General features: G+C 54.6%; 26 protein-coding genes and 1 riboswitch. Of the genes, 10 read left to right on the top strand and 16 right to left on the bottom strand.

From position 1 onward, the window contains the following. Nucleotides 1–2: 2 nt before the first annotated feature. The gene (locus EYR88_RS10600; RefSeq protein WP_131089609.1) at nt 3–1610 is read right to left on the bottom strand and encodes an acyl--CoA ligase family protein; all 1608 of its coding nucleotides are present in this window, start codon (nt 1608–1610) and stop codon (nt 3–5) included. Nucleotides 1611–1952: 342 nt separating this feature from the next. After that, nucleotides 1953–2070, top strand: a riboswitch (SAM riboswitch). Between the two features lie 96 nt (nt 2071–2166). Here EYR88_RS10600 and EYR88_RS10595 point away from each other — a divergent pair. The 4 genes from EYR88_RS10595 to EYR88_RS10580 all read left to right on the top strand — a co-directional run bounded on the left by EYR88_RS10595 (nt 2167) and on the right by EYR88_RS10580 (nt 6864). Next, nucleotides 2167–2667, top strand: coding sequence for a flavin reductase family protein (locus EYR88_RS10595; RefSeq protein WP_131089608.1), 501 nt, complete (start codon nt 2167–2169; stop codon nt 2665–2667). Nucleotides 2668–3317: 650 nt separating this feature from the next. Continuing rightward, nucleotides 3318–4673, top strand: coding sequence for a replicative DNA helicase (gene dnaB / locus EYR88_RS10590; protein ID WP_131089607.1), 1356 nt, complete (start codon nt 3318–3320; stop codon nt 4671–4673). Between the two features lie 38 nt (nt 4674–4711). After that, complete coding sequence (locus EYR88_RS10585) at nt 4712–5455, top strand: ZIP family zinc transporter (protein ID WP_131089606.1); 744 nt, start codon at nt 4712–4714, stop codon at nt 5453–5455. Nucleotides 5456–5478: 23 nt separating this feature from the next. Further along, nucleotides 5479–6864, top strand: a complete 1386-nt coding sequence (locus EYR88_RS10580) for an MFS transporter (protein ID WP_131089605.1) — start codon at nt 5479–5481, stop codon at nt 6862–6864. Here the strand turns inward: EYR88_RS10580 and EYR88_RS10575 are convergent. Next, entirely contained in the window at nt 6861–7193 is a 333-nt protein-coding gene (locus tag EYR88_RS10575) for a GNAT family N-acetyltransferase (RefSeq protein WP_131089604.1), read from the bottom strand. The genes EYR88_RS10580 and EYR88_RS10575 overlap by 4 nt on opposite strands. A gap of 17 nt (nt 7194–7210) precedes the next feature. Beyond that, nucleotides 7211–8212, bottom strand: coding sequence for a pirin family protein (locus EYR88_RS10570; protein WP_131089603.1), 1002 nt, complete (start codon nt 8210–8212; stop codon nt 7211–7213). Nucleotides 8213–8318: 106 nt separating this feature from the next. Here EYR88_RS10570 and EYR88_RS10565 point away from each other — a divergent pair, with 106 nt between their 5' ends. The 4 genes from EYR88_RS10565 to EYR88_RS10550 all read left to right on the top strand — a co-directional run bounded on the left by EYR88_RS10565 (nt 8319) and on the right by EYR88_RS10550 (nt 11174). After that, on the top strand, nt 8319–8780 hold the full coding sequence (locus EYR88_RS10565) for a MarR family transcriptional regulator (protein WP_131089602.1): 462 nt from the start codon (nt 8319–8321) through the stop codon (nt 8778–8780). An 86-nt stretch (nt 8781–8866) separates the two neighbouring features. Next, complete coding sequence (locus tag EYR88_RS10560) at nt 8867–9124, top strand: hypothetical protein (protein WP_131089601.1); 258 nt, start codon at nt 8867–8869, stop codon at nt 9122–9124. Between the two features lie 105 nt (nt 9125–9229). Continuing rightward, nucleotides 9230–10456, top strand: coding sequence for a histidine kinase (locus tag EYR88_RS10555; RefSeq protein ID WP_131089600.1), 1227 nt, complete (start codon nt 9230–9232; stop codon nt 10454–10456). A 46-nt stretch (nt 10457–10502) separates the two neighbouring features. Continuing rightward, complete coding sequence (locus tag EYR88_RS10550; protein ID WP_131089599.1) at nt 10503–11174, top strand: response regulator transcription factor; 672 nt, start codon at nt 10503–10505, stop codon at nt 11172–11174. A gap of 22 nt (nt 11175–11196) precedes the next feature. Here the strand turns inward: EYR88_RS10550 and EYR88_RS10545 are convergent, their stop codons facing one another. From EYR88_RS10545 to EYR88_RS10510, 11 genes are all read right to left on the bottom strand, one after another. After that, entirely contained in the window at nt 11197–12114 is a 918-nt protein-coding gene (locus EYR88_RS10545) for a hypothetical protein (RefSeq protein WP_131089598.1), read from the bottom strand. Further along, entirely contained in the window at nt 12111–13364 is a 1254-nt protein-coding gene (locus EYR88_RS10540) for an insulinase family protein (RefSeq protein ID WP_131089597.1), read from the bottom strand. Before EYR88_RS10540 ends, EYR88_RS10545 begins: the two co-directional genes overlap by 4 nt. After that, nucleotides 13361–14236, bottom strand: a complete 876-nt coding sequence (locus EYR88_RS10535) for a hypothetical protein (RefSeq protein WP_131089596.1) — start codon at nt 14234–14236, stop codon at nt 13361–13363. Before EYR88_RS10535 ends, EYR88_RS10540 begins: the two co-directional genes overlap by 4 nt. After that, nucleotides 14236–14868: a flavoprotein gene (locus tag EYR88_RS10530; RefSeq protein WP_131089595.1), complete on the bottom strand. Its 633-nt coding sequence runs from the start codon at nt 14866–14868 to the stop codon at nt 14236–14238. The genes EYR88_RS10535 and EYR88_RS10530 overlap by 1 nt, the downstream gene beginning before the upstream one ends. Before the next feature lie 93 nt (nt 14869–14961). After that, nucleotides 14962–15135, bottom strand: coding sequence for a hypothetical protein (locus EYR88_RS16050; protein ID WP_165477324.1), 174 nt, complete (start codon nt 15133–15135; stop codon nt 14962–14964). Nucleotides 15136–15200: 65 nt separating this feature from the next. Then, complete coding sequence (locus EYR88_RS16045) at nt 15201–15356, bottom strand: hypothetical protein (protein WP_165477323.1); 156 nt, start codon at nt 15354–15356, stop codon at nt 15201–15203. A gap of 70 nt (nt 15357–15426) precedes the next feature. Further along, a complete protein-coding gene (locus tag EYR88_RS10525; RefSeq protein ID WP_131089594.1) occupies nt 15427–16377 on the bottom strand; it encodes a T3SS effector HopA1 family protein in 951 nt (316 codons plus the stop codon). Nucleotides 16378–16379: 2 nt separating this feature from the next. After that, nucleotides 16380–17477: a class V lanthionine synthetase subunit LxmK gene (gene lxmK, locus EYR88_RS10520; RefSeq protein WP_131089593.1), complete on the bottom strand. Its 1098-nt coding sequence runs from the start codon at nt 17475–17477 to the stop codon at nt 16380–16382. A 37-nt stretch (nt 17478–17514) separates the two neighbouring features. Then, a complete protein-coding gene (locus EYR88_RS16370) occupies nt 17515–17643 on the bottom strand; it encodes a hypothetical protein (protein ID WP_262198962.1) in 129 nt (42 codons plus the stop codon). Between the two features lie 47 nt (nt 17644–17690). Continuing rightward, nucleotides 17691–18569 (bottom strand): ABC transporter permease, encoded by an 879-nt coding sequence (locus EYR88_RS10515; protein ID WP_131089592.1) that lies wholly within the window; start codon nt 18567–18569, stop codon nt 17691–17693. Then, nucleotides 18566–19540: an ATP-binding cassette domain-containing protein gene (locus EYR88_RS10510; RefSeq protein WP_131089591.1), complete on the bottom strand. Its 975-nt coding sequence runs from the start codon at nt 19538–19540 to the stop codon at nt 18566–18568. Before EYR88_RS10510 ends, EYR88_RS10515 begins: the two co-directional genes overlap by 4 nt. Before the next feature lie 529 nt (nt 19541–20069). Here EYR88_RS10510 and EYR88_RS10505 point away from each other — a divergent pair. After that, complete coding sequence (locus EYR88_RS10505) at nt 20070–20519, top strand: SRPBCC domain-containing protein (protein WP_131089590.1); 450 nt, start codon at nt 20070–20072, stop codon at nt 20517–20519. Here EYR88_RS10505 and EYR88_RS10500 read toward each other — a convergent pair. After that, the gene (locus tag EYR88_RS10500) at nt 20516–20770 is read right to left on the bottom strand and encodes a hypothetical protein (protein WP_131089589.1); all 255 of its coding nucleotides are present in this window, start codon (nt 20768–20770) and stop codon (nt 20516–20518) included. The genes EYR88_RS10505 and EYR88_RS10500 overlap by 4 nt on opposite strands. A gap of 40 nt (nt 20771–20810) precedes the next feature. After that, the gene (locus tag EYR88_RS10495; protein WP_131089870.1) at nt 20811–21578 is read right to left on the bottom strand and encodes an SDR family oxidoreductase; all 768 of its coding nucleotides are present in this window, start codon (nt 21576–21578) and stop codon (nt 20811–20813) included. A 91-nt stretch (nt 21579–21669) separates the two neighbouring features. On the opposite strand from EYR88_RS10495, the gene EYR88_RS16365 reads away from it, so the two are divergent. Continuing rightward, the gene (locus EYR88_RS16365; RefSeq protein ID WP_278184787.1) at nt 21670–21801 is read left to right on the top strand and encodes a hypothetical protein; all 132 of its coding nucleotides are present in this window, start codon (nt 21670–21672) and stop codon (nt 21799–21801) included. The last annotated feature ends 10 nt before the right edge of the window (nt 21802–21811 follow it).

The following is a 21811-nucleotide window of genomic DNA, read 5'->3' as shown; positions in this document are numbered from 1 at the left end:
ATTTAGTTCCTATTAAGCTGTTCAAGCGCTTGGGCTCGTAGTACGTTCTTTTGCACTTTACCCGTTGAAGTACGCGGCAAATCCTGCGGGAAAACGATGGTGCGCGGAACTTTGTAGCCAGCAAGTTTCTGCTTGGCGAAATCGATCAGATCTTGCGCGCTCAAGGTGGAGTCGCTGGCTCGGATCACGTAGGCCACGGGACGTTCGCCCCACTTCTCATCGGCGATGCCAACGACGGCCAGATCCAGTACCTCGGGGTGGGAAGCCAAAGCTTGTTCCACTTCGATGGTTGAGATGTTTTCGCCACCGGAAATGATGATGTCTTTGGCCCTGTCGCGCACCTGAATGTAACCGTCGGGATGCATGACACCTAAGTCGCCGGTGTGGAACCATCCGCCGGCAAAGGCCTGTGCGGTTGCTTCTTCGTCTCGGTAATAGCCGATCATGACGTTGTTACCGCGCAAGACGATTTCGCCCATAGTCTGGGCATCGGCAGGAACGTCGAACATGTTCTCATCAACAATGCGTGCCGACTCCGCGGTGATCATTCCGACGCCTTGGCGGGCTAGCTTGGCCGCGCGTTCGGCCGGCTCTAGCTGATCCCATTCTTCTTGGTATTCGCAGACTGTGTAGGGGCCATACACTTCGGTCAGCCCATAGACGTGAACGACTTCGATGCCCAGTTTCTGCAACTTGGAAATGATGGCCGGGGACGGTGGAGCTCCAGCGGTGGTGATGCGCAGCGGAGCCTGAAGTTGGTGCGCCCGAGTCGAGTCGGCGATGATCGAGCAAACAGTCGGGGCACCGCACAGGTGAGTAGTTCCGAGGTTCTCGATGGCATCCCACACTGCATCTTCACGCACTCCACGCAGGCATAGATGGGTGCCACCAACTGCGGTCACTGCCCAGGGTGTACACCAGCCGTTACAGTGAAACATCGGTAGCGTCCAGAGGTATCGGGTCGCTGAGCTAAGGCCCTGATGGTGCGCTTCACCCAGAGAGTTTAGGTAGCTGCCGCGGTGCGAGTAGAGCACACCCTTGGGCTTTCCTGTGGTCCCCGAGGTGTAGTTCAAGGCGATGGCAGAGCGCTCGTCCGCGATCGCATAGGGCAGTTTCTCGTCGCTGGCGGTAGACAGCAATTGCTCCAAGGTTCCATCAACTTCCACGTTCGGGCGTGGGGAGGTGAACTGGTCGTCGGTGATCTCAATCAGTGCCTGCAGGCCGGGGTTTTCGCCTCGCAGGGTTTTGGTGTTCTCCAATAATTCGGTATCGGCCAGGAGGAGCTTCGCTCCCGAATGGTCGATGATGTACTGCAGCTCGTGGGCGGAGAGTCGCGTGTTCAGAGCGATGAGCACACCCCCAGCTAGCGGCACGGCGTAGTGAGCCATCAACATCTCAGGAGTATTTGGTGCCAAGACCGCTACTCGGTCACCGGGTTCGATGCGCTCGGCTAGTACTTGAGCAAAACGGTGCACCCGAGTTTCGAATTCTTTGTAGGTATAACTACGAGTCCCATGAATGATGGCGGTCTTGCTGGGGTAGGCCTCGGCCGAGCGTTCAAGGAAACGCAACGGGGTTAGTTCTGAATGGTTGGCCTGAATTTCTACCATGGAGGCATCCTTCACTCATCATCTCTGGCAACGGCGGCAGGCAATGAATGGCGTGACCCATAACACTGCATCTTTTATCGTGGCATGAACCTGAACGCCAGAGAAAGGAACCCGGTTTCATTACGGTGGGCGGCCCCAGAAAAGCGTTGAAGTGGCCTTGGTGACCGAGCTGGGCAGGATGTCACCGATAAGCGGATTGCGTTATGGATCACACATCTTCTGAATAATTGACTGCCAGACACCTCGATGTAGGCCTATGCGTCGAATGAATCATTGAATATTGCGATTTACGAAGTGATTTGTTTGACGATACTTCGTCATGACCCATATCGTTTTAAACAGAATCAAGAGCATCAGCTATAAGCCCTGGCTTGCTGATCGGCAACCCTCTCTACGGTAGTGGGGTGCTCCAGGTGAGGATTCGGTTTCGCGCTAAATGGTGTTGAAACAAGTACCGCGCACTGCGTGAATGATCAGTGAGAAGTGGATTCGGGGACGCCGAACCGTTTGCTCGGGTCTCTTCAGCGCCGTGGGCAAGACCAGAAGGAATCGAGCCATGTCATTGAATCGTGAACTTGACCCGCTGACGCTCCGCAAGGTTTTCGCTCAGCACCCCTCAGGCATCGCAGCTCTTTGCGCCGAGATTGACGGTGTAAAAACCGGAATTATCGCTTCGTCGTTCACCGTTGGTGTTTCGTTGGAACCTGCGCTGGTGATGTTTGCAGTACAGAAAACTTCTAACACCTGGCCCAAATTACGCGAAGCTGGCCACATTGGCGTCTCAGTGCTCAGCGACCGCAATGGGGGAGTGTGCGCGCAGCTCGCCTCAAAGACCGGTGACCGCTTCCGTGGTGTAGACACTGCCGTCACTGATCGTGGCGCGCTGTTTATCGAGGAATCCACATTGTGGCTGGAGACTTCCATCTACAACGAAGTTGAAGCTGGAGATCACTGGGTCGTCTTCTTGGAAGTGCACGGGCACCACGCCTCCGAACATTCGCCACAGATCTTCCATGATTCACGATTTCATTCAATCCCAGTTCCTGAACTCGTCTAAAACTTCAGCTAGCTAGTTGCTCAAACGCTCCGGACGGAACACACGGTGTTCCACCCGGAGCGTTTTTGCGTGACGGCAGCATTTTGATGATGTGGTGAGTTATCCACGGGGACAAAAGATGCCTTGGGGCAAAGAAATGTGGACGACGTCGTTTTTGAGGGTCAAGTGAACCGCTTAACCTACGGTGACTAAGGGTTTTAGGAGAATCTCACTATCCACAGGGTTATCCACACGCTTGTGGGTGATGTGTGTAGAACTCTGTGCATATCGCTAATAACCCCGAATTCCGGGTGTTTTTGGCTGTTGATAACTCTGCGAAGGGTGCCGCAAGCTTCAACAAAATATTTTTCTGTCCACAGCTGTGTAAACACAAACACCCAAGTCAAAACATATTACCGAATGGTAATAGTTATTAATCCACAGGGTTCTCCCCAGTTAGTGAACAGGGCAGTCCACAAGTCAGGCCATGTTATGCACAGGCGCTGTGGATAACGAGGTTTACGTGAGCAAATAACGGTCTTAGTGTTGACTTTGGGACAGAAATATCCACAGACGCTTTTTCAGTTGTCGGTATCGACTGACATGATGGAGCGTTGCCATCTGGCAAGGAAGTTTTTCCCAGCGGTTCAATAGGGATGGAAGTGGCTGTAATGAGTGCTGAGCCGGTTTACGAGGCACGGGAATCCGACGCGGGGCGCAAGCCGCCACAGGACATCGAGGCGGAAATGTCCGTGCTCGGTGGCATGATGCTCTCCAAGGACGCCATTGCAGACGTAGTTGAAGCACTGCGTGGCACCGATTTCTATCGTCCCGCTCACGAATCCATTTACGAAGCAATCATCGATCTTTATGGTCGAGGAGAACCAGCCGATGCGGTGACCGTTGCTGACTTACTGACCAAACGTGGAGAGATCTCACGTATTGGTGGAGCCGCATATCTGCACAACCTCATCCAGCAAGTCCCAACCGCTGCGAACGCTGGATACTACGCAGAAATCGTACGAGAACGCGCAGTACTTCGTCGTTTGGTGGACGCCGGTACCCGCATTGTTCAGATGGGTTACTCGCCAGACGGTGAAGTTGATGCCATCGTCAACGAAGCTCAGGCTGAGGTCTACAAGGTTGCCGAAAACCGCAGCAGTGAAGACTACGTACGCCTTTCGGACATCATCGAAGGCACCGTTGACGAAATCGAAAACGCAGCCAACGCAGGCGACGGCATCACCGGCGTACCTACCGGTTTCTACGAATTTGATGAGCTGACCCAGGGCCTCAAGGGTGGTCAGATGATCATCATCGCGGCCCGTCCCGCCGTCGGTAAGTCGACCTTCGCACTGGACTTCGCACGCTCTGCAGCCATCAAGAACAATATGGCTACCGTCTTCTTCTCCTTGGAAATGGGCCGCAACGAGATCGCGATGCGCCTGCTTTCGGCAGAAGCCTCCATCCAGCTTCAGGACCTGCGAAAGGGTTCGGTGGAAGACTCGCAGTGGACCAAGATTGCAACCACCATGGGTCGCTTGAACGAAGCTCCACTATTCATCGATGATTCGCCGAATATGTCCATGATGGAAATCCGTGCCAAGTGCCGTCGACTCAAGCAGCGCAACGAGCTGCGTATGATTGTTCTTGACTACCTGCAGCTGATGAGCTCGGGTAAGCGCGTTGAATCCCGTCAGCAGGAAGTCTCGGAGTTCTCGCGTAACCTGAAGTTGCTGGCCAAAGAACTCGACGTTCCACTGATTGCACTGTCTCAGCTGAACCGTGGTTCCGAACAGCGAACCGACAAGAAGCCAATGATTTCCGATCTTCGTGAATCGGGCTCGATTGAGCAGGACGCCGACATGGTTATCTTGCTGCATCGTGATGATGTTTACGACAAGGAAAACCGTCCGGGTGAAGCTGACGTGATCATCGCTAAGCACCGTGCGGGTCCAACTAAGACCATCACCGTAGCCTTCCAGGGTCACTACTCACGCTTTAATAACATGTCCTCAGAGGGCTAGTTCCAGCCAGATTCGATTTGCTGGCTATAGTGAGTTCCATGATTGCTTCTTTGCAGGCTCTGCTGTGGGGTACGGTGGCCGGCTCGGCACTTTTGCTGGGTTCCGGTGCGGCCTGGTGGTTCAAGATCCCAAAAGTTTGGGTCTGCGCGATCATGGCTTTCGGCGCCGGAGTATTGGTTAGTGCGCTGAGTTTTGAGTTGGTGTTAGAAGCCTTCGAAACCGGTGGCCTGCTAGCTACCATCGCTGGCGTGCTGGTAGGTGCCGGACTATATTTCTTAGCCAATCGATTACTGGATTGGCGTACGAAAAAGCGTCAAGTGAAGTCAGGTAAAGGCAGCCAAGGGGAATCGTCAGGCACCGCCCTGGCCGTTGGTGCACTGATTGACGGTATCCCGGAGTCGGTGGCCCTGGGCCTAACTGTGGTTACCAGTGCGAGCATCAACCCAGCCATGCTTATCGCCATCTTCATCTCGAATGTTCCCGAAGGTCTGGCCAGCACAGCTCAAATGAAAGACGCCGGGCGCCAAGGCAAAACGATTGCCGCGCTATGGGGATCCATCGCAATTTCCTGTGGGCTGGCTGCCTTCTTTGGCGCACTTGTTATGCAATCCATGCCTGGGCAGGCTCTGGCTTTCGCTACAGCAGTGGCCGCTGGTGGCATCCTGACCATGATTGCCGACACGATGATCCCCGAAGCCTATTCCGTTGAGCATGACTACACCGGGTTGTTGGTTACCGCCGGTTTCCTCTCGGCCTTTGCCTTGCACGTGCTAGGCGGCTAACCACAAGCTGGCAAGATTGGACTATGCCTTCAAACCGTAGTTCCCGCCTGTCTGGACCCACTACAGAATCGATCTACGCACCGCAGTATCTTGCCACCACCATCGGCATGTTTATTCTGGTGTTCCTTGTTGCCTTTGAGTCCATGGCGGTTACCACCGTCATGCCGTTGGTCAGCGAACTACTGCACGGGCAACGCTATTTTGCGTTAGCCTTTGCCGCTCCGATTGCCAGTGGCATGCTGGGCATGGTCGCAGCTGGCGAGATTACCGACCGCTGGGGGCCAAAGTTTCCTCTGCTGATCAGTGTCACGATCTTCTGTGTGGGCTTGGTAGTCTGTGGTTCGGCCGCGAACATGCAGGTGCTTATTACAGGTCGCATCCTGCAGGGCATCGGTGGTGGCGCCATTACCGTAGCCATTTACGTGCTGATTGCACGCGCCTATCCCGGACACTTGCACTCTAAAATCTTTGCGTTGTTTGCTACCGCCTGGGTACTGCCGGCGATGATCGGTCCATGGTTGGCAGGTCTGATGGCGGTGCACCTGGGCTGGCGCTGGGTCTTTACTGGTGTCGCCGTTTTGGTGGTCGTAGCGTTCTGCGGGATCATTCCGGTGCTCAGAGCCCTGGGGTCTGAACGCAACGAAGACCTCGGCCCGATCTCGATGAAGCGCCTCGGGTTGGCAGGTCTCACCGGTCTAGCGGTGATCTCCATGAACCTGTTAGGAAATTCGCGCAGTAGCTGGTCACTGATCGGACTAGCGTTAGCCCTGGTGGTGGCACTTGTGGCCATTCGCCCGTTGTTGCCCGTCGGTACCTTCACCTTGCGGCGCGGTCTGCCAGCCACCATCATGACCCGGATCTTTGTCACCGGTGCCTTCTTTGGTGTGGAGGTTTATCTCCCCTACCTGTTGCGACAGGACTACCAGCTTGCCCCGGATAAAGCGGGGCTGATTTTGACGGCTTCGGCCTTGTTCTGGTCGGTAGGTTCGTGGTTGCAAGGCAAGCTGGGGGAGAAGGTCCAAGCCTCAACCTGCATTACCCTCGGGGCAGTGGCGGGCGCTGTGGCCATAGCCACCGCCCTGGCCACCGCAATCTTCCACCCGCCGGTGATCGTGTTGGTGTGCGGTTGGGCCGTGGGAGGTTTTGGTATGGGGATGATTTTCCCGCGGCAAAACGTCAATATGTTGGCACTGTCAGCCAAGGACGAGCAAGGGTTTAACTCCTCGGCGATGTCAGTGGCAGACTCCCTTGGCAATGCCGGTGCCACGGCGATTGGCGGCGTGATCTTTGCGATGGCAGCTATCGGCACGGGATTCATCTCGGTCTTCAGCTTTAGTTTGCTCCTGATCCTGATCTTGATCATTATTTCTGGGCGCACCAAGGGGACTGCCACCACGGTTGACTACTAATCGCGCGGCAAGATTCCCAGGTGGGCTTTTGTAGGCTCAACCAGATGCGCGTCGTAGTCGCTGTGCTTGGCCACATAAGCCTTGACGTAGGGGCAGACCGCTACGATCTTAGCGCCACTGGCAATTGTGTTCTCCAAAGCGTATTTCACCATCACGCTAGCTAGTCCCTGTCCACCGTATTCTTCATCCACGGTGGTGTGGAAGAAGATTCGCTCAACGCCGTCGGATCCTTCAAAGTCGCGGTAGTGCGCCTCGCCGATCAGCTTGCCGTCATCATCCAGGGCGAAGCGGCGACGCTCGGGCAGGAATACTGGCTTGATCTCACTCATGGGTGGTGTCCTTTGATTTAGGCAGGGTTTACCCGCGGGCGCAGGCGAACGGTAGGTAGGGCTGGGGCCGGTAGTGCTGCTGGAGTATTCGGCGGGAAGGGGCCAAAGCGGTCCTCTGAGGTGTCTGCTGGTTCTGCGCCAATTTCTGCTTGCCACTGAGCACGGAATGCGAGGACTTCCTCGTGGGTGCGTCCCACGAAGTTCCACCACATCAAGATGTCTTCATTCAACGGCTCCCCGCCGATGAGCAAGGCTAATACCGGTTCATCGCCTGAAACCAGGCGCAAGGTTTTACAACCGGCCCGGACAAAGCCGAGGTCACGCGCGGCCAATGGGTGCCCGTTGACCTGCAAGGAACCCGAGTCTAAAAGAATTCCGTGCTCAAAATGCTCCGGGACCAGAACCTCGATTTCGGTGTTCGGCTCCAAACGTAGTTCGGCGCCGCCCAGCTCGGTGTGAGTTGTTACCGGGGAGGCCGAGTGCTGTCCGAAAATTTCGTAGCTGCCCAGGAAGACTGACAGGCTCCAGCCTTGACCGAGCAATGGCTCAGGCCGGTAGTTCTCAAAAGTAGGGTCCATGTTCCTGGCCTGTTCCGGCAAGGCAACCCATAACTGAGTACCGTGCAGGGTGGCGGTGTCCTCGGTGAGAATTTCGGAGTGGCTGATGCCGCGCCCGGCGGTCATCAGGTTGAGTTCTCCGGGACGTACCGTTGCCTTAAAACCAGCTGAATCTAGATGGTTGATTTCACCGGTGAACAACCACGAGACTGTTTGAAGTCCGGTGTGCGGATGGCGAGGTACGTTCATTCCACCGGTAACTTGGACATCATCTGGACCGTAGTGGTCCAGAAAGCACCAGGCTCCGATGAGGCTACGCTGTTTTTGCGGCAGGGTGCGGAAGACGGTCATTGCCCGAGGCCCACCCAGAGGGACTTCGCGAGGTGTCAAGATTTCAACTTCAGCAGGGGATAGGGCGTTGCTGCAGTCGATTTCTTCTGGGCTTTGATCGGGGTTGCTCATGAGCCAAGGTTATTCACTGCGAGGGGCTTTGGCCACAAGCAACCCGCGCTCCGGGCGGTACGATCGAATCACCGGTATTGCCCCCATTCAAGGAGTTTGCAACAACGTGGACAGCGCTATTCTTCCGGAAGATGATCTTCTCAAGCTGGAAAAGCAGGTGTGCTTCGGTTTGGCGGTCGCTTCTCGCTCGGTGATCTCTGCCTATAAGCCAGTGTTGGATCCGTTGGGCCTGACCCACCCTCAGTACCTGGTGATGCTGGCACTGTGGGATTCTGGAGCGCTCAGCGCCCGCGAACTGAGCGATCAATTGCACCTAGATCCGGGTACTCTTTCCCCTCTGGTCAAACGCTTGGAAGCTGCAGGGTTGGTAGACAAGACTAAAAATCCGCAGGATGAACGGTCGGTCATCATCGAGCCCACCAAAAAAGGCGCTGATTTGCGCAAAGAGGCGTTGAAAGTACCGCTAGAAATGATGTCTCGACTCCAATTATCCGAGAAGGATGTTCTTGAGTTGAGGGGCATCCTGGACCGCCTGATCGATGCTGGTGGTAGCGCGCCAAAAGCGTAGCCACGAATTTAGTTGGTGCACCAACTAATGCAGTATGCTTGGAAAAGAAGAACTAAATCCCACGGATACTGCAGAGGACTATGAGCATGGATGAATCTCCGTTGCCTATCATCGCCGATACCACTGGCTTGAGTATCGGTTACCGCGTTCTCTGGCGTCTGAAGTACTTGGGTTTGAGCATCTTTGGCCCGGCGGAACGCCGCATAGAAGCCAGCCCTCGCGAGCGCATCAAGTGGGATCGAGCCATGAGAGTTAAGGCTGCGCATGACGCTGCCGGAACCCAGCCCGATGAGCAGACGTTGTACACGGTCAGCCGTCTGGAATCACGCCGTCGGCCCCAGTAGATGGCAAGCTAGTCGATCATTACTCTGGCAGTCACGCATTCTGAGTCGGTCACGGAATTCACGACGATGCCAATAACCCGCATTGGCGATGGAACAATGTCAGATATGAGAAAGTGGACTGCCTGGACCGCCGATATTAAGCCGCTACCCGGAGGTGTCGTTGGTCGCCTGGTGCCGATTCTGCTGGCCCTCGTCATGTACGTGGGGGACGTTTGGGTAGGCTCCGGGGACTCTTTTGGAAAATATGGGACGCTGAAATTAGCGTTACCCTATTTGCCGCTCGCGGCATTATTTCTTGGCGCTCTACCTGGCGCTATTCTCTGGCTCGCGTGTATATGTGTAATCGCTGCGGTGGGTATGCCAGGCGTCCTCTTGGCGGGACTGGTGTTCCCCTCAGTAATTGTCGTTGCAGGATGTTGCTACCTTTTGCCGTGGCGTCAGGCAGTGCTTTTTCCCTTGTTGTGTGAGGCCGTCCTATTCTTCCTGTATTTGTTGGTTCCCAATGCTCCGTTGTTCGCGGTGGTCATGGTCGGAGTCTTTGTTGCCTTCGCTGGTGCCGCGGGGCTCAGCTTGAATGCGTTCCGCCGTCGTCACGAAAACAGCGCTAAACGCATTGAGGCTTTGGAGGTCGAGCAGGCAAAAATTCGAGCCAACGAACGAACCTTGCTTGCTCACGAGTTGCACGACATCGTTGCCCATGACGTCACTATTATCGCGATGCAGGCGCGTCGCGCAGAGTTCGTGGACGACCAGAAAAAAACTTCAGAGATTCTGGCGGGAATCGGCAATTCTGCACAACAGACACTGCAGGATCTTCGGTCGCTAGTACTGCTGCTCAAGGAAGAAGATAAAGTATCTGACGCAGCTGGCGAGAGCGCGACAGTTGGTCCGAGTATTATCGATCCGGCAGAACTTTCTGGAGAAACTACGACAGCCGTGGGTCTGGTACATGATCTGGACGCGGTGGCAGATGCGCTTCAGAGTTCAGGATATGAAGTGAATCTCACGGTGCAGGGCGAAGTTGCCCGTATTCCAGCTAGTTTGCGACAGGCCCTCCGCCGAACCATTCGTGAGCTGGGCACCAACATTCTCAAACACGCGGTCCCCGCGAGCAGTGTGGAAGTGGGCCTATATGTTCGCGAAGGTAACGTTCAACTCGTAGCTACGAATAACATATCGGGCGAAAAGCCGATCATGTCTTCAAAAACTGGACTCGAGGCCATGCGTGCGCGTTGCGGGGTCTTCGGTGGGTTTGTGGAAGCGGGAGAGACTGAGGGAGTGTGGACAACCAGCGTCACAATTCCATTAGAAGGACTTTCTAAGGCAAACTAAGGGTGTAGCGCCGTGTTGTCATGGCGCCAGGTAAGAAGGAGAAGCCTTGAGCACCGTATTGCTCGTTGACGACGAAACTCTGACTCGCGAAATTTTGCGTGACTATCTTTCCTCGGATCCCACCATCCAGATCATTGGAGAAGCTGCTGACGGGAAAGCTGCGGTGCTTCAGGCCGCCGGGCTACGTCCGGACGTGATTCTCATGGACATGCAGATGCCGGTAATGGACGGGGTTGCCGCCACTGCGCAGATCCATCAAAACAATCCAGAAATCGCGATTCTTGGGCTTAGCACCTTTTCTACGGACCGTTACGTAGTGGACCTACTCCGTGCCGGAGCTAGTGGATATCTTGTCAAGGACGCTCAGCCCAAAGAGATCACCGAAGCAATTCACAAAGTAATGGCTGGCGAATCGGTGCTTTCCGCTGAGGTAACTCGCCACGTCGTTTCCGGGTTGGCAGACTCGATTCCAGCGCAGGTTGAACCTGATGCAAAATTATCTGAGGCCTTAACTGACAAAGAGCTTGAAGTCATCGTGTTGCTTGGTAAAGGGATGAGCAACAAGGAAATGGCTGAAGAGCTGTACGTTACCGAATCGACCGTGAAGGCGCGTTTCGTTAAGGTAATGGAAAAGCTCGGCGTTCGCGACCGCGTGCAAATTCTTGTTAAGTCTATGGAATATGGGCTGTTAGATATTAGAAGAGCGCCACGCGTCTAGTTAGTGCGTGCAATACATACCCTTAGCTTCGGCCGAGAACTTCCAATACGGGGCGTAGCAATTGATCCATTGCGTGATTCAAGTCTTCGCGCGTTACTCGATCAAGTTCTGACTGTGGGCTAGTGATCAAAGACTGTCCCCAGTCCATAATCTGGTACAGATTCGCGGTTTGTGCTAGTTCTATCGGTGAGCGCCACGCGCGACTAAGGTTGGCCAGGCCGAAGTGCTTCAGGCGTTGCACCTCGGCGTCATCCATGGCGTTGAGCTGCACTGGCAGGGTCTGGACGATCCTTTCGAAAATCTGCAATCCGCCGCTCCCTCGGCAAATTCCTTGCCAAGTGATGGCAGCACGGCGTTGTATGAGACCTCGGGAAATTTGGACTGTAGCCCCGTTCCCTATGCTCGCCACCGAGCTCGGTAGCAATGCCGAAGCTCCTCCCGATAGTAGGCACAGTGCCAAGAAGCAGGCAGCCTCTCCGACCTGCTGGCTTGGGTCTTGGCCGGTAATCAGTGTCTGCTGGTAGCCCTGAACCATGTTTTGCTGCATTCGGCTCGGTAACGCCGCAGTTTCTGAGTCATTTCTTGGGAACAAATCGCTAGCAGTGGCAAGGAAATTTTCGGCATCAATGAAGGTTCCGACCACAGCAATCGTCGGCCCGGAGACCAGCTTGGAATCGAGACACGAGGATTCGTGAGCCATAGATCGCAACCAACGTTCGAGCTGTGACTGTTCAGCGGCAACAGTCAGAATTACTGACCCGTTGTCGCCAGAGAACTGGTGCCAGACCGGGATCAGCCGGTCAGTTTGGCCGAAACTCTGAGTCAACAACCTTCGAGTTTCCTGTTCATGTTGCGGATCAGTGCGCCAAGCTAGCGAGAGCACCGGAAAACTGGAGCGGTCATCGGAGATTGTTAATATTCTCTTGGTCAGGGTTCTCATGCAATTTCCTGGAGGGTTGGGGTCACATCGATGGTATGCCACGGCTGAGTAGCTAAACGCTGCGTTGAACCTAGTAGCAGTTTGCGTAATCTTGCTGTCTGTTCCAAAAGAAGCCTCAATCGATCAACAAGTTCATGGGCAAAGCTAGGTGATCCTCGAAGAAGCATGTCGCGAGCGGTAGTCCGTGTCAGCCGTTCATCATCATGCACGGATTTTTCAGCGGTAAACAGTGCCTTTTTTGCCGCAGATAGCAAAGTTGCGTCATCAACAGTGGCTAATGCTCGCAGCCTAAGCATTGGAGCTAGTTCGAGGCCCGTGTCATCTACGAGGATGAATAAGTCGTTTTCGGTTAAGTCGGCCGGACCGAAGATACCAAGGCTGGAATCCAATCCGGTTTGCATTGAAAGCAGTGAAGCGACAATCAAATCACCAAGGAACGATTCGTTGATCGTCTGCGCGTCCGCAGCGCTGGTAGCGGCGAGCAGTCGTCTAGCAGGAAGGCCGGGTACATGAACTTTTTGGTTCCTCGCCGAGCTTGGACGGGCCTCTATGAGGTGCGATGCCATAGTTTCTTGTGTGGTTTTCTCAACTGAGATTGAACCCATTTTTTCAGCGAGGATCTCCAATATGTCGGACGGTTCTTGCGGCCCGAAAGCCACCAAAACAGCGTGTTCAGGGCGGTAGTGTTTTGCGTGTAGGTTTTGCAGACGCTCGACAGAAACTCTAGAAAGTAGGGTTTTGTCGCCTGTGCCATCGTGGCCATGCGCGTGATCTTCCCAATACTGGCAAGTCAGGTGTGGGAACGGCAATACTTCACCAGGTACGGGAGCCAAACGCTGGGTCCGTTCGGTGCATACAGCTTGGATTTGTTCATTAATCTGCTCAGGTTGAAATGCTGGATGAAAAACCTGTTCAATCACCCGGGCAACCATGCCAGACAGATCAGAAGGTAATACCGTTTCGTAGAACTCGGTGTAGTCCATGTGAGTGTGTCCGCCCAAGACACCGCCAATGCTGTTAAGTTCAGCTTCACGGTCGCTTGAGGTTATTGCCGCACTATCTTGGTAAATCAGATGCTCAAGTAAGTGAAGCATTCCTTCTTCACCCGGTAGTTCGTGCCGCATCCCTGAGGCAATGGCAAGAACGAATGTACTGTTTCGCGCTGCTGGGTTTTGAATGGCGATTGCGCGGGCACCCTGATCAAGTGTCATGCTGCGCATTTGGGGTGCTTTCAAGGGGGTCGAGTTCATGAGATTTCCTGATCAGTTCCTACCGGGTTAGATATGTAATTCGTTGCTAATCGCAAAAGCAATGTGGCCTGTTCAATCGATGCTCCGGCATAGTGGTGCCAATCAAAGGCATGGTGAACCAGTCGGAAGGCACGCGCCAAGTTCAGATCATTCAAGTTGGGCACACCGGGAAAGCAGTCGAGAAGACCTTCCTCTAACTGGTTCAACACAGGGCCTAACAAAGGGTGAAATGCCCTGAGCTCGGCAATTTCGCCCAGAATCCAGCCGAAATCATAGACTGGGTTCGCGACGCCTGTATCTTCGCCGGTGAGCAGACTTCCCGATCGTGCATCGGCAGTCAGGACCCAGTGAGCCATTCCAGGGCAACCGTGTACGAGTACACGATGATGGCCCTCGCTCATTCGAATAGCCCAATCATTCATGCGGTTCAGTCCGGCGGTACCAAGAACGGTACGAGCTGGTTTCCAAGCGCCGTCGAGCCATGCGGCAGCGCGTTGCAAGGTGCGAGGCTTGGTGAAAGCTACTTTGGAATCAGGACGAACATTGTGTATCTCGTTGAGTGCAGCGCCCCAGAGTTTCCCAATAACTCGCAACTTGACCGGTTTTGGGTCCAAAAGATGAATCGCAAGGGATGCGCCGGCATGGGTTCGGTAACTGCGATCCGAGCTGTCGCCTTGTCCCCATATGACCAATTCTGAATCGTGAGTCATGTTCGTTAGCCCTGACGGCACAAGGGTGGAAAAACTGAGCGGGGCATGTGCGCCCAGGCGATGTTGCCATGAATAGACGCCGTCATGACTGGTTACTTCGGTAGCCAGTAACCCTGTTTGCACCCTGAATCCTGCGGCCGGAGTGAAATTGGCTGTCGTCATTAGCGGTCCGTTGTCGAACCGATAGTTCCAGCAACTCGCAACGATTCGAGACGACGCATAACTGCTGGAAAAGGTGGAGGTACCCACGCCAGCGCGCTATCACTAGATTCGCTGGGGCCAGGTACCGGATCGATGACCACGAAGTTCTTTGGGGTGCGCAAGGCATCCAAGATATTTGTTACCAGCGGATTGGACAGCGCGCGGGGTGGCAACGAGGGAGCGATGCATACCGGTGCACTTGTACTGAGCGCAGCGAGTAATGATGGGGAATCGGTAATTCCGCTGGCGAGGCGCGATGCATAGTCCAAAGTTGCGGGATAGATCAGCATGAGATCTGCCCATTCAGCTAGCTCCACATGTGCCGCGATCACCTCGTCTTCCCAATGATCGGAATGTACACGAGCGCGTAAACGCGTTTCCAAACTGTGTCGAGTGATGAAGCGGCTCGCGGAGTCTCGCATGATGATTCTGAACTGCGTGTGGGGTGCTGCGGCCAGAATCCAATCGAGCCAGAATGGCATGACTTGGGTCGCAGCAGAACCTGTCAGAACCAGCGCAACTTTACGATAGCCGAAGCCGTCCAACGAAAGATCCAATGCCTGAGCCGGCGTGGTGCTGTGCGCTGTTGTCATGGTGTTCCTCTGGGGTAGCTGTGGAATGATGCGGCGGAGCGAACGGCCGTTGCCGGCCAAGCACCCCGCCGCAGTCACTGATTGAGGTGAGGCTTAGCAACCCACGGTCAGGGTTGCGCCGATCAAGACGCCTGCGCAGAATGGGGTGGTTGCGGGGGCTTCTGCGGCTGCGTCGGCGCCTAGTTCGCTTGGTGCGGCATAGGCAGTGTGGGCCTGGGCTAGATCGGTCAGTGCGCTGTTGTTCTCAACGATGTTGGTGTTGCTCATGATGGTGCTCCTTGATTGATTGGGTAGTGCTTAGTTTGACGGTTAGTTAATGCGTTCTCAGTGGGTTAGCAGCCGGCGCCGAGGGTAGCGCCGACGATGATGCCGATGCACAGCGGGCTGGTTGCCGGTGCTTCTGCGGCTGCGTCGGCGCCTAGTTCGCTTGGTGCGGCATAGGCAGTGTGCGCCTGGGCTAGATCGGTCAGTGCGTTGGTGTTACTCATGATGTTGCTCCTTAGTGATGCGCCAAAGAAACGGCATTTGTTGTGATGGGTGTGTGGTCAGCGGGGAAATTTACAGGTTAGTAGACGGCCGGTTAGGGTCAATCCGGGCCTCAGCCGCTTCTTGAATCCACGCCTGAGATAGACCGATCTTTTCGCGGTCAGCACGGAAAAGTGCATCGGCTAGAACCCGAGAGCGATGTTGCCCGAAGCTCAGGGATCGGTGGGACGGACGTTGATCGATACTCTCTTCGGCCAGGGTGATTCCCTTACCAAGCGGTTGAGTGAATATCGAAGAGCTATTTGGAGTGCTCGACAGGTCTTTCATGGCCCGACCAAGCAGGTCCGCAATTTTTGCAGCGTGCACTGCCGGTACATAGGCAACGATCGCGTCACTGCGAGGGTAAGCCAATGAGGATGACAGCGCCTTGAGGTGGTATCCAATTCCCGAAGCTGCAAGCGTTAGAAGTAACTCGGGAAAGAGCTCTAAGGCTTGAGCATGGGTTTCACAACCAAAATAGAGCCGAGCTGTATCGATGGAAGGCCCAGGGGAAAGCTCACCGAGAACCAGCAAATATCCTGGTGTGGTTCGGGCACGCCAGCTGGGCAGACGTACGGCCAACGTTTCCTTCACAGGGTCCCTACGTACGTCGGACTGTGGTACTAGAACCTTGACACCGCCGAGCTTCACGATGACGTGGGATTCTCCATTTACTGACGCCGAGCTTTCGAATCCACAATCCGCTACCTGCCAAATACTTCGGTGTGGAACCAGGGCGGTGAACTGCGCGGCTAGATCTTGTTCTCCGGTTGTAGGCTGGGTATCTATAATGGGATTGCGGATGTGCAGATGCTTATAAATCTGGGCACTCAGTTCGTTTTTGAGCTCCCCCGGACTTGATGCGTCAAAATGATGCCCATCGATCCTTGCCGTCATTTTCACCAGGTCCAACTGAACGGATTCTGAGATGGCCGCCAAGATGTCAGTGAAATTAGTTTTAGTTGCCGTAAGTAGGGCGTCCATTCTCAGTCCTTTCCGAAACCTAGTGCGTGGCTATATCGTGCGGGGTCTAAAAGGGCTCTACGGCCGATGCCTGCCGCTGCCCGTTCAATTCCGGGGAGCCTAGAAACCATGGCTGCCCTAGCCATTGAACGATCCACCAAGTGCCAGCCCAGCCGCGCGGTGACGCGCAATGCCAGTTGCGAGTCATCGGTGCTGGAATTAAGCCGATAGTGGTGCCACAGCTCCTGTAGCTGCGGAACGACTGCAGCTAGCCGGTGAGATATCAGGGTTGTCGCGCTGTTTTCGTCAAAGTATTCGGGTGGAGAATCGGCTCCGCCACGAGAGGTGACCGTGTCGAGCACCGCGCGATAGATCCATTCCCCGGCCAGTGTTCCTATGTCTCGTGCCGGGTCTCCCAGGCAGAAGTCTTCCCAATCCAACAGATTCAGTTGTGAATCGTTCACATGAAACTGGTCCCACCGCAGATCACCGTGAATCGGTGATTTGCGGTTTGTCTCCTCAGCATCATGTAGGGCTTCGAGCGCTTGAAGGAGTTCGCCGTCCTGTTGCAAAGTTGGGTACAGGCTGAGTTCTGCCAACGTGAAATCCAAGTACCTGGTATGTGTGACACCGAAGCGCAACGTCTGCACCGGGAGCGTACTGCCCGCTGGATCCAGTCCGTCAGTTGGGCCTGAATGTAATCGTGCCAATAACCTGCCGGAATCTGCCGCGAAACTCACGGGCAAAGCATCCTGGACGATCAGATGAGCCAGGCTAGTTCCGGGACAGTAGTCGAACAGCAACAGGCCAGTTGATTCATCCCCCGCTAACAATTTAGGGGTGCTAGGCGCATGCTGTGGATTGTTTCTAGCAAAGAACGAAAAATTCATTGATCGGGCAAATGCCTGCGGTGATGTCGCAGATGCATTGAACTTCTTGACGAATATCTGACTTCCGTCTGTTAATTCCATGATCCAGCTGCCATTACGACCGGCAAATTGTGTTGCTGAGACTGTGCGGATCGGTGCCCGACCAAGACCATCTAGTAGAGGTTGGGCCTGTTGCGCTGCCGTGGTGCCAGCTTGGGTCGCCGGAAGTGAAGGATTGAGAATGACGGTCATGGCGATGCGCTTTCAGGCTATGAGGTTTGGACAGCGGCTAGGCGAGGAAGGTGGTGATGGCGTAAGCCACGGCGATGCCCAAGAGGAGCAGGCCGAGATTTCGAAGGTGCTTCTTGAGCTTCGAGGATTTGGACGGGCTATTTTGCGCGGTGTTGTTTTCAGTCATTGTTCTTGTCCTTTCAAAGACGTAGTGACCAGGTTTAGGAACTAGCGTTAGTCGGCCGAGCTCAGGGAAGTACGCAGCGAGACTCGAGACCCGGTACGCAGGGCATTGTTGCGATAAAGAAGGGTTGCAACCCAGAACAGGACAGGGATTGCCATCACACTGAGGCCGGCGGCTGCAATCATTTGCCACATTTCAATGCCGTCAAGGCCGAATCGAATAGGCATCAAATAAGAGGAAAATAGCGGGACAAAGGACAGAGCATGAAGCCAGGCGTTATCTAGATGAGTAGGTAAGACGTACAGCGAAATAACCAAAAGTGCCATTTGCAACACCGACAGTGGCATGACTGCCGAAGCCAGGTCCTCCTGCCTGGCCACGGTGGCTGCCAACGCGGTGTTGAGCAGCGCGAAAACCGCATAGCCGAGCAAGAACCACACCATAAACCACACCAATGATGGACCCACTTGCATATCAAGAAGAGAGAACCCATCCACCACTGTGAACCCGAGTACTCCGGCCCCGCCGATCACTAGTAGTTGAGCCAGTGTGACCAGTCCGATGCCGAGTAGTTTTCCGGCAAGTAGCGGACCGATGCCGATCTTAGTGAGCAGGATTTCAACAACTCGCGAGGACTTCTCTTCCACCACTCCGGCGGTCAAGCTTTGTGAGGAGTAGACCAGAGAAGTTAGCAACGCACAGATCATGGCAGTGGCGAAGAGCATTCGAGGGTTCAAGCTGAACGTCTCAAGGCCTTGCGCGGAATTGACCAGAAACCAGCCTCCAACACCTGCTGCCGCACCGACGCCCAAGGCGAGTAGCCCGGTAGTCAATAGAATGGTGCGGTTTGCCGTTCTGGTGAGGATTTCCCTACGGATAACTAGTCCTGTTTCGCGTAATGCTTGTCGTGATTTCGAAACGGTGCTCATTTACTTGCCTCCGATGCTCTTGTAACTGGTTCGACTTCGGTCGGTGTGGCCAAACCAGCTGAAATGTATTGCTTCGTGAGTAATTCATCCAAAGAACGTTGAACGGATTCGATGCTGCGCAGTCCACCGTGTCTCTGCGCAATGGCTAGCAGCTGCGCAGGAATGTCGCGGTCATCGCCTTCCAAGGAGACCACAACACTGTTTCGATCAGTGGAAGACCTCGTTACGTCGATGGCCTGGAGCATTGCTGTTTCAGCTGCGAAGGCATCTGCATTACGAGAGAAGTTCAGTTGCCAACGGCTTTGACCTTCGGTTTTTAGTTCTGCGATGCTTCCGCTGGCCTTGACTCGGCCTTGATCGAGAATGCAGACCCGGTCACAGAGTCGTTCAACCAGATCCAGTTGGTGAGAAGAGAAAAGTACTCCGACTCCGCGGGCAGCTTGTTCACGGATCAATTCGCCCATGGTTGCCACAGCGCTGGGATCTAGGCCAGAAAATGGTTCGTCGAGTACCAGAAGTGCTGGGTTGCCCACCAGTGAAACTGCTAACTGAACACGCTGCTGGTTGCCCAGCGAGAGATCCTGAATGAGTGTGCGTTCCCTACCCTGAAGTCCCAACGAAGCGATGAGATCATCTGCCACCGTGCGTGCAGCGGGAAGCTTGTGACCTTCCAATAATGCAAAGTGGATGATCTGCTCGCGTACCGGCATCTGTGGGTAAAGTCCGCGTTCTTCAGGCATGTAACCGATGTTGCGTCGATCCTGGGTGGAGATGGGTTTGCCGTCCCACGTAATTTGTCCTTGATCGGCGCTCAGTAGCCCCAAGATCAGCCTCATGCTGGTTGTCTTGCCGGCACCATTGCCTCCGATGAAACCGACGATCTCGCCGCGCTGGACCGAAAGATCCATGCTGTGCAAGACGGTACGGTCCCCGAAGCTACGACTAACGCCGGTTAGCTGCAATCCGTTCATGATGGGCCCTTCCTGGTTTGGAATCGTTGCTGTTGATAACGACTGTATTAGCCGTTGAATCAACTGACCCTGTACTTCCGTACAGTCTTGCGGTGTACAAAAGTTCAACGATTCTTGGTCCAAGAAGGTTAGGCCGGTAGAGAGGAGTGAGGCCTTATTGCGTCAGGGGAGAAAGGAAGAATCCAGCCCGATTTACCGGGAGGGAATAAATCCAGCTGAAAGTAGATAGTTTGCGAGAACTGTTCTTTTGTACAGGTGCGAGACAGCGATCGCGATGAAAAGTAGTTAGTGGCATATGAATGCCGCGACAGATCATCATCGCATTCACGAGTACGGAGAACACCAAATGTCTAACCTACTTTTCACCTTCACCTTCGCCTTGAACTCGATTGCGACCAACGTGGCAGAACCGGCATTCTCGTCTGCCATCGTTTGTGGTACTTTTCCACTGTTTTGCTAAAAGAGTTGAAGGTGGCGTGCGGTCAAGGTTGGGGCTACAGCATCTTTAAGTAGCGATACCATTGAGTACATGGAATCGTTGACTGAACTGGTTATCGCCCGACAGTTTTCTGCACCGAAAACTGCCGTCTGGGCAGCTTTTGTAGAACCCGAAATCATCGCTCAATGGTGGGGTCCTCACGGCTGGGCAGTTAATGAAGATTCTGTCGTTTTTGAAGCCAAAGTTGGCGGTCGCCATGAACTGGAAATGGTGCAGGTCGACAACCCAGACTCAAAGGTTCCGCTCAAGGCAGTACTGACGACCTTTGATGAATATGAATGTCTGGTCAGCGCCGATGGTCCACATGAAATGACCTTGGACCTGATCATCGAAACACGCATTGAATTCAAAGAGTTCGCCGGCCAGACCATGCTTTCCCTGACCCAGGGACCGATACCCTATGAAGTCGTGGAAACAAGCACCAAGGCTTGGAATTCGGCCCTCGGCAAGCTTGAAGCGCTACTGGCAGAGTACTTCTAAACCGCCCGTTCAGCTCCCGGCTGTTCGACAAAATAGCTGCGGACCGCGGTGATTTTTGCGGCCTTACCAGCAGAAGCGAACTTGATGACGTGGCTGAAGTGAGTCACTGATTGCTGGTTGCTGCAGCTTTGGCCATCTGCACTTGTTTCTAAACCCTGCATGGACGGCCTGCCCGCGATATCCCACTGGATGTCCTTCGAACACCACTGCTCAAGTACCGGCAAATCCTTGCGGTAAACCGCGCTGAGCACGTCGGTGATGATCTGGAATCTCTAGGCGCATGGGGTTCGCCTAGCCTCGTCCGATGTACGGCATGCCACCGGCGGTAATTGTGAACTGATTGATAGAAGTTCCCAAAGGAACTCCGGCAATGTAGGCAATGGCCTCGGCGGCTTCTTCCAAAGGGAAGGACGGCTCTACAATTCGCTGTCCACTGGGTTGCAGGGCACCATCGTTGGCACCAAAATCATCAAGTAGGTCACTGGCGGTATTGCCAATATCGATTTGTGTGGCGCGGATCCGGTAGGGGCGTCCATCTAGTTCTAGCGACTTGGTCAACCCGGCGATCCCGTGTTTGGTCACCGTATAGGCCACCGAATTGACGCGTGGAACCTGAGCGGAAATGGACCCATTATTGATGATGCGGCCACCGGCGTGCGCTTTAAAATGAGCAAAGGCGCTACGGGCCGCATTGATGGCACCGGTGAGATTGATCTGGCATATTTGATCCCACTGTTCTGGGGTCAACTCGTCAATAGATACCGCTGGCCCAAACACCCCCGCGTTATTAAAGAGCACGTCTACTGATCCAAAGCGTTGATGGGTCGCGGCAAAGAGCTTGTCCACCGCACTCGGATCGGTGACGTCGGTGGGATGGATCAAGGCCAAGGGGTGGGACTGTGCCGTTTCTTCCAAGGTGGCCGTGGTGCGCCCGGCAAGGGCAGCATTCCAGCCCTGGGATAAGAGCAATCGTGCGGTGGCACGGCCAATGCCTGAACCCGCTCCAGTGATCACGATCGTGCGACCCTGCCCGCTTGAGTGGGGTGACTGCGCCATCATTTCTCCTTGCCTGGTTCCATCAACGGTGGTGAGCGTGCGTGCTCCCATCCTAGGAAGACCTAGCCATAATGCCCAGTTGAGGAACCGGCGAGTGTGCTCAAACTCTAGCGACATTGCGGTGAAGACGCAGGAAGATACTGGACCTCAAGCATTCGGTGCCGGCGCAGCTAATTCCAAAAAGGACACCGCGGGACCAATTTTCATCGGCCCCGCGGTGTCTTGAATCGTTGGTA

It is taken from the genome of Arthrobacter sp. S41 (assembly GCF_004320535.1).
Classification (GTDB): Bacteria; Actinomycetota; Actinomycetes; order Actinomycetales; family Micrococcaceae; genus Glutamicibacter.
This window is presented reverse-complemented; position numbering and strand designations above follow the sequence as displayed.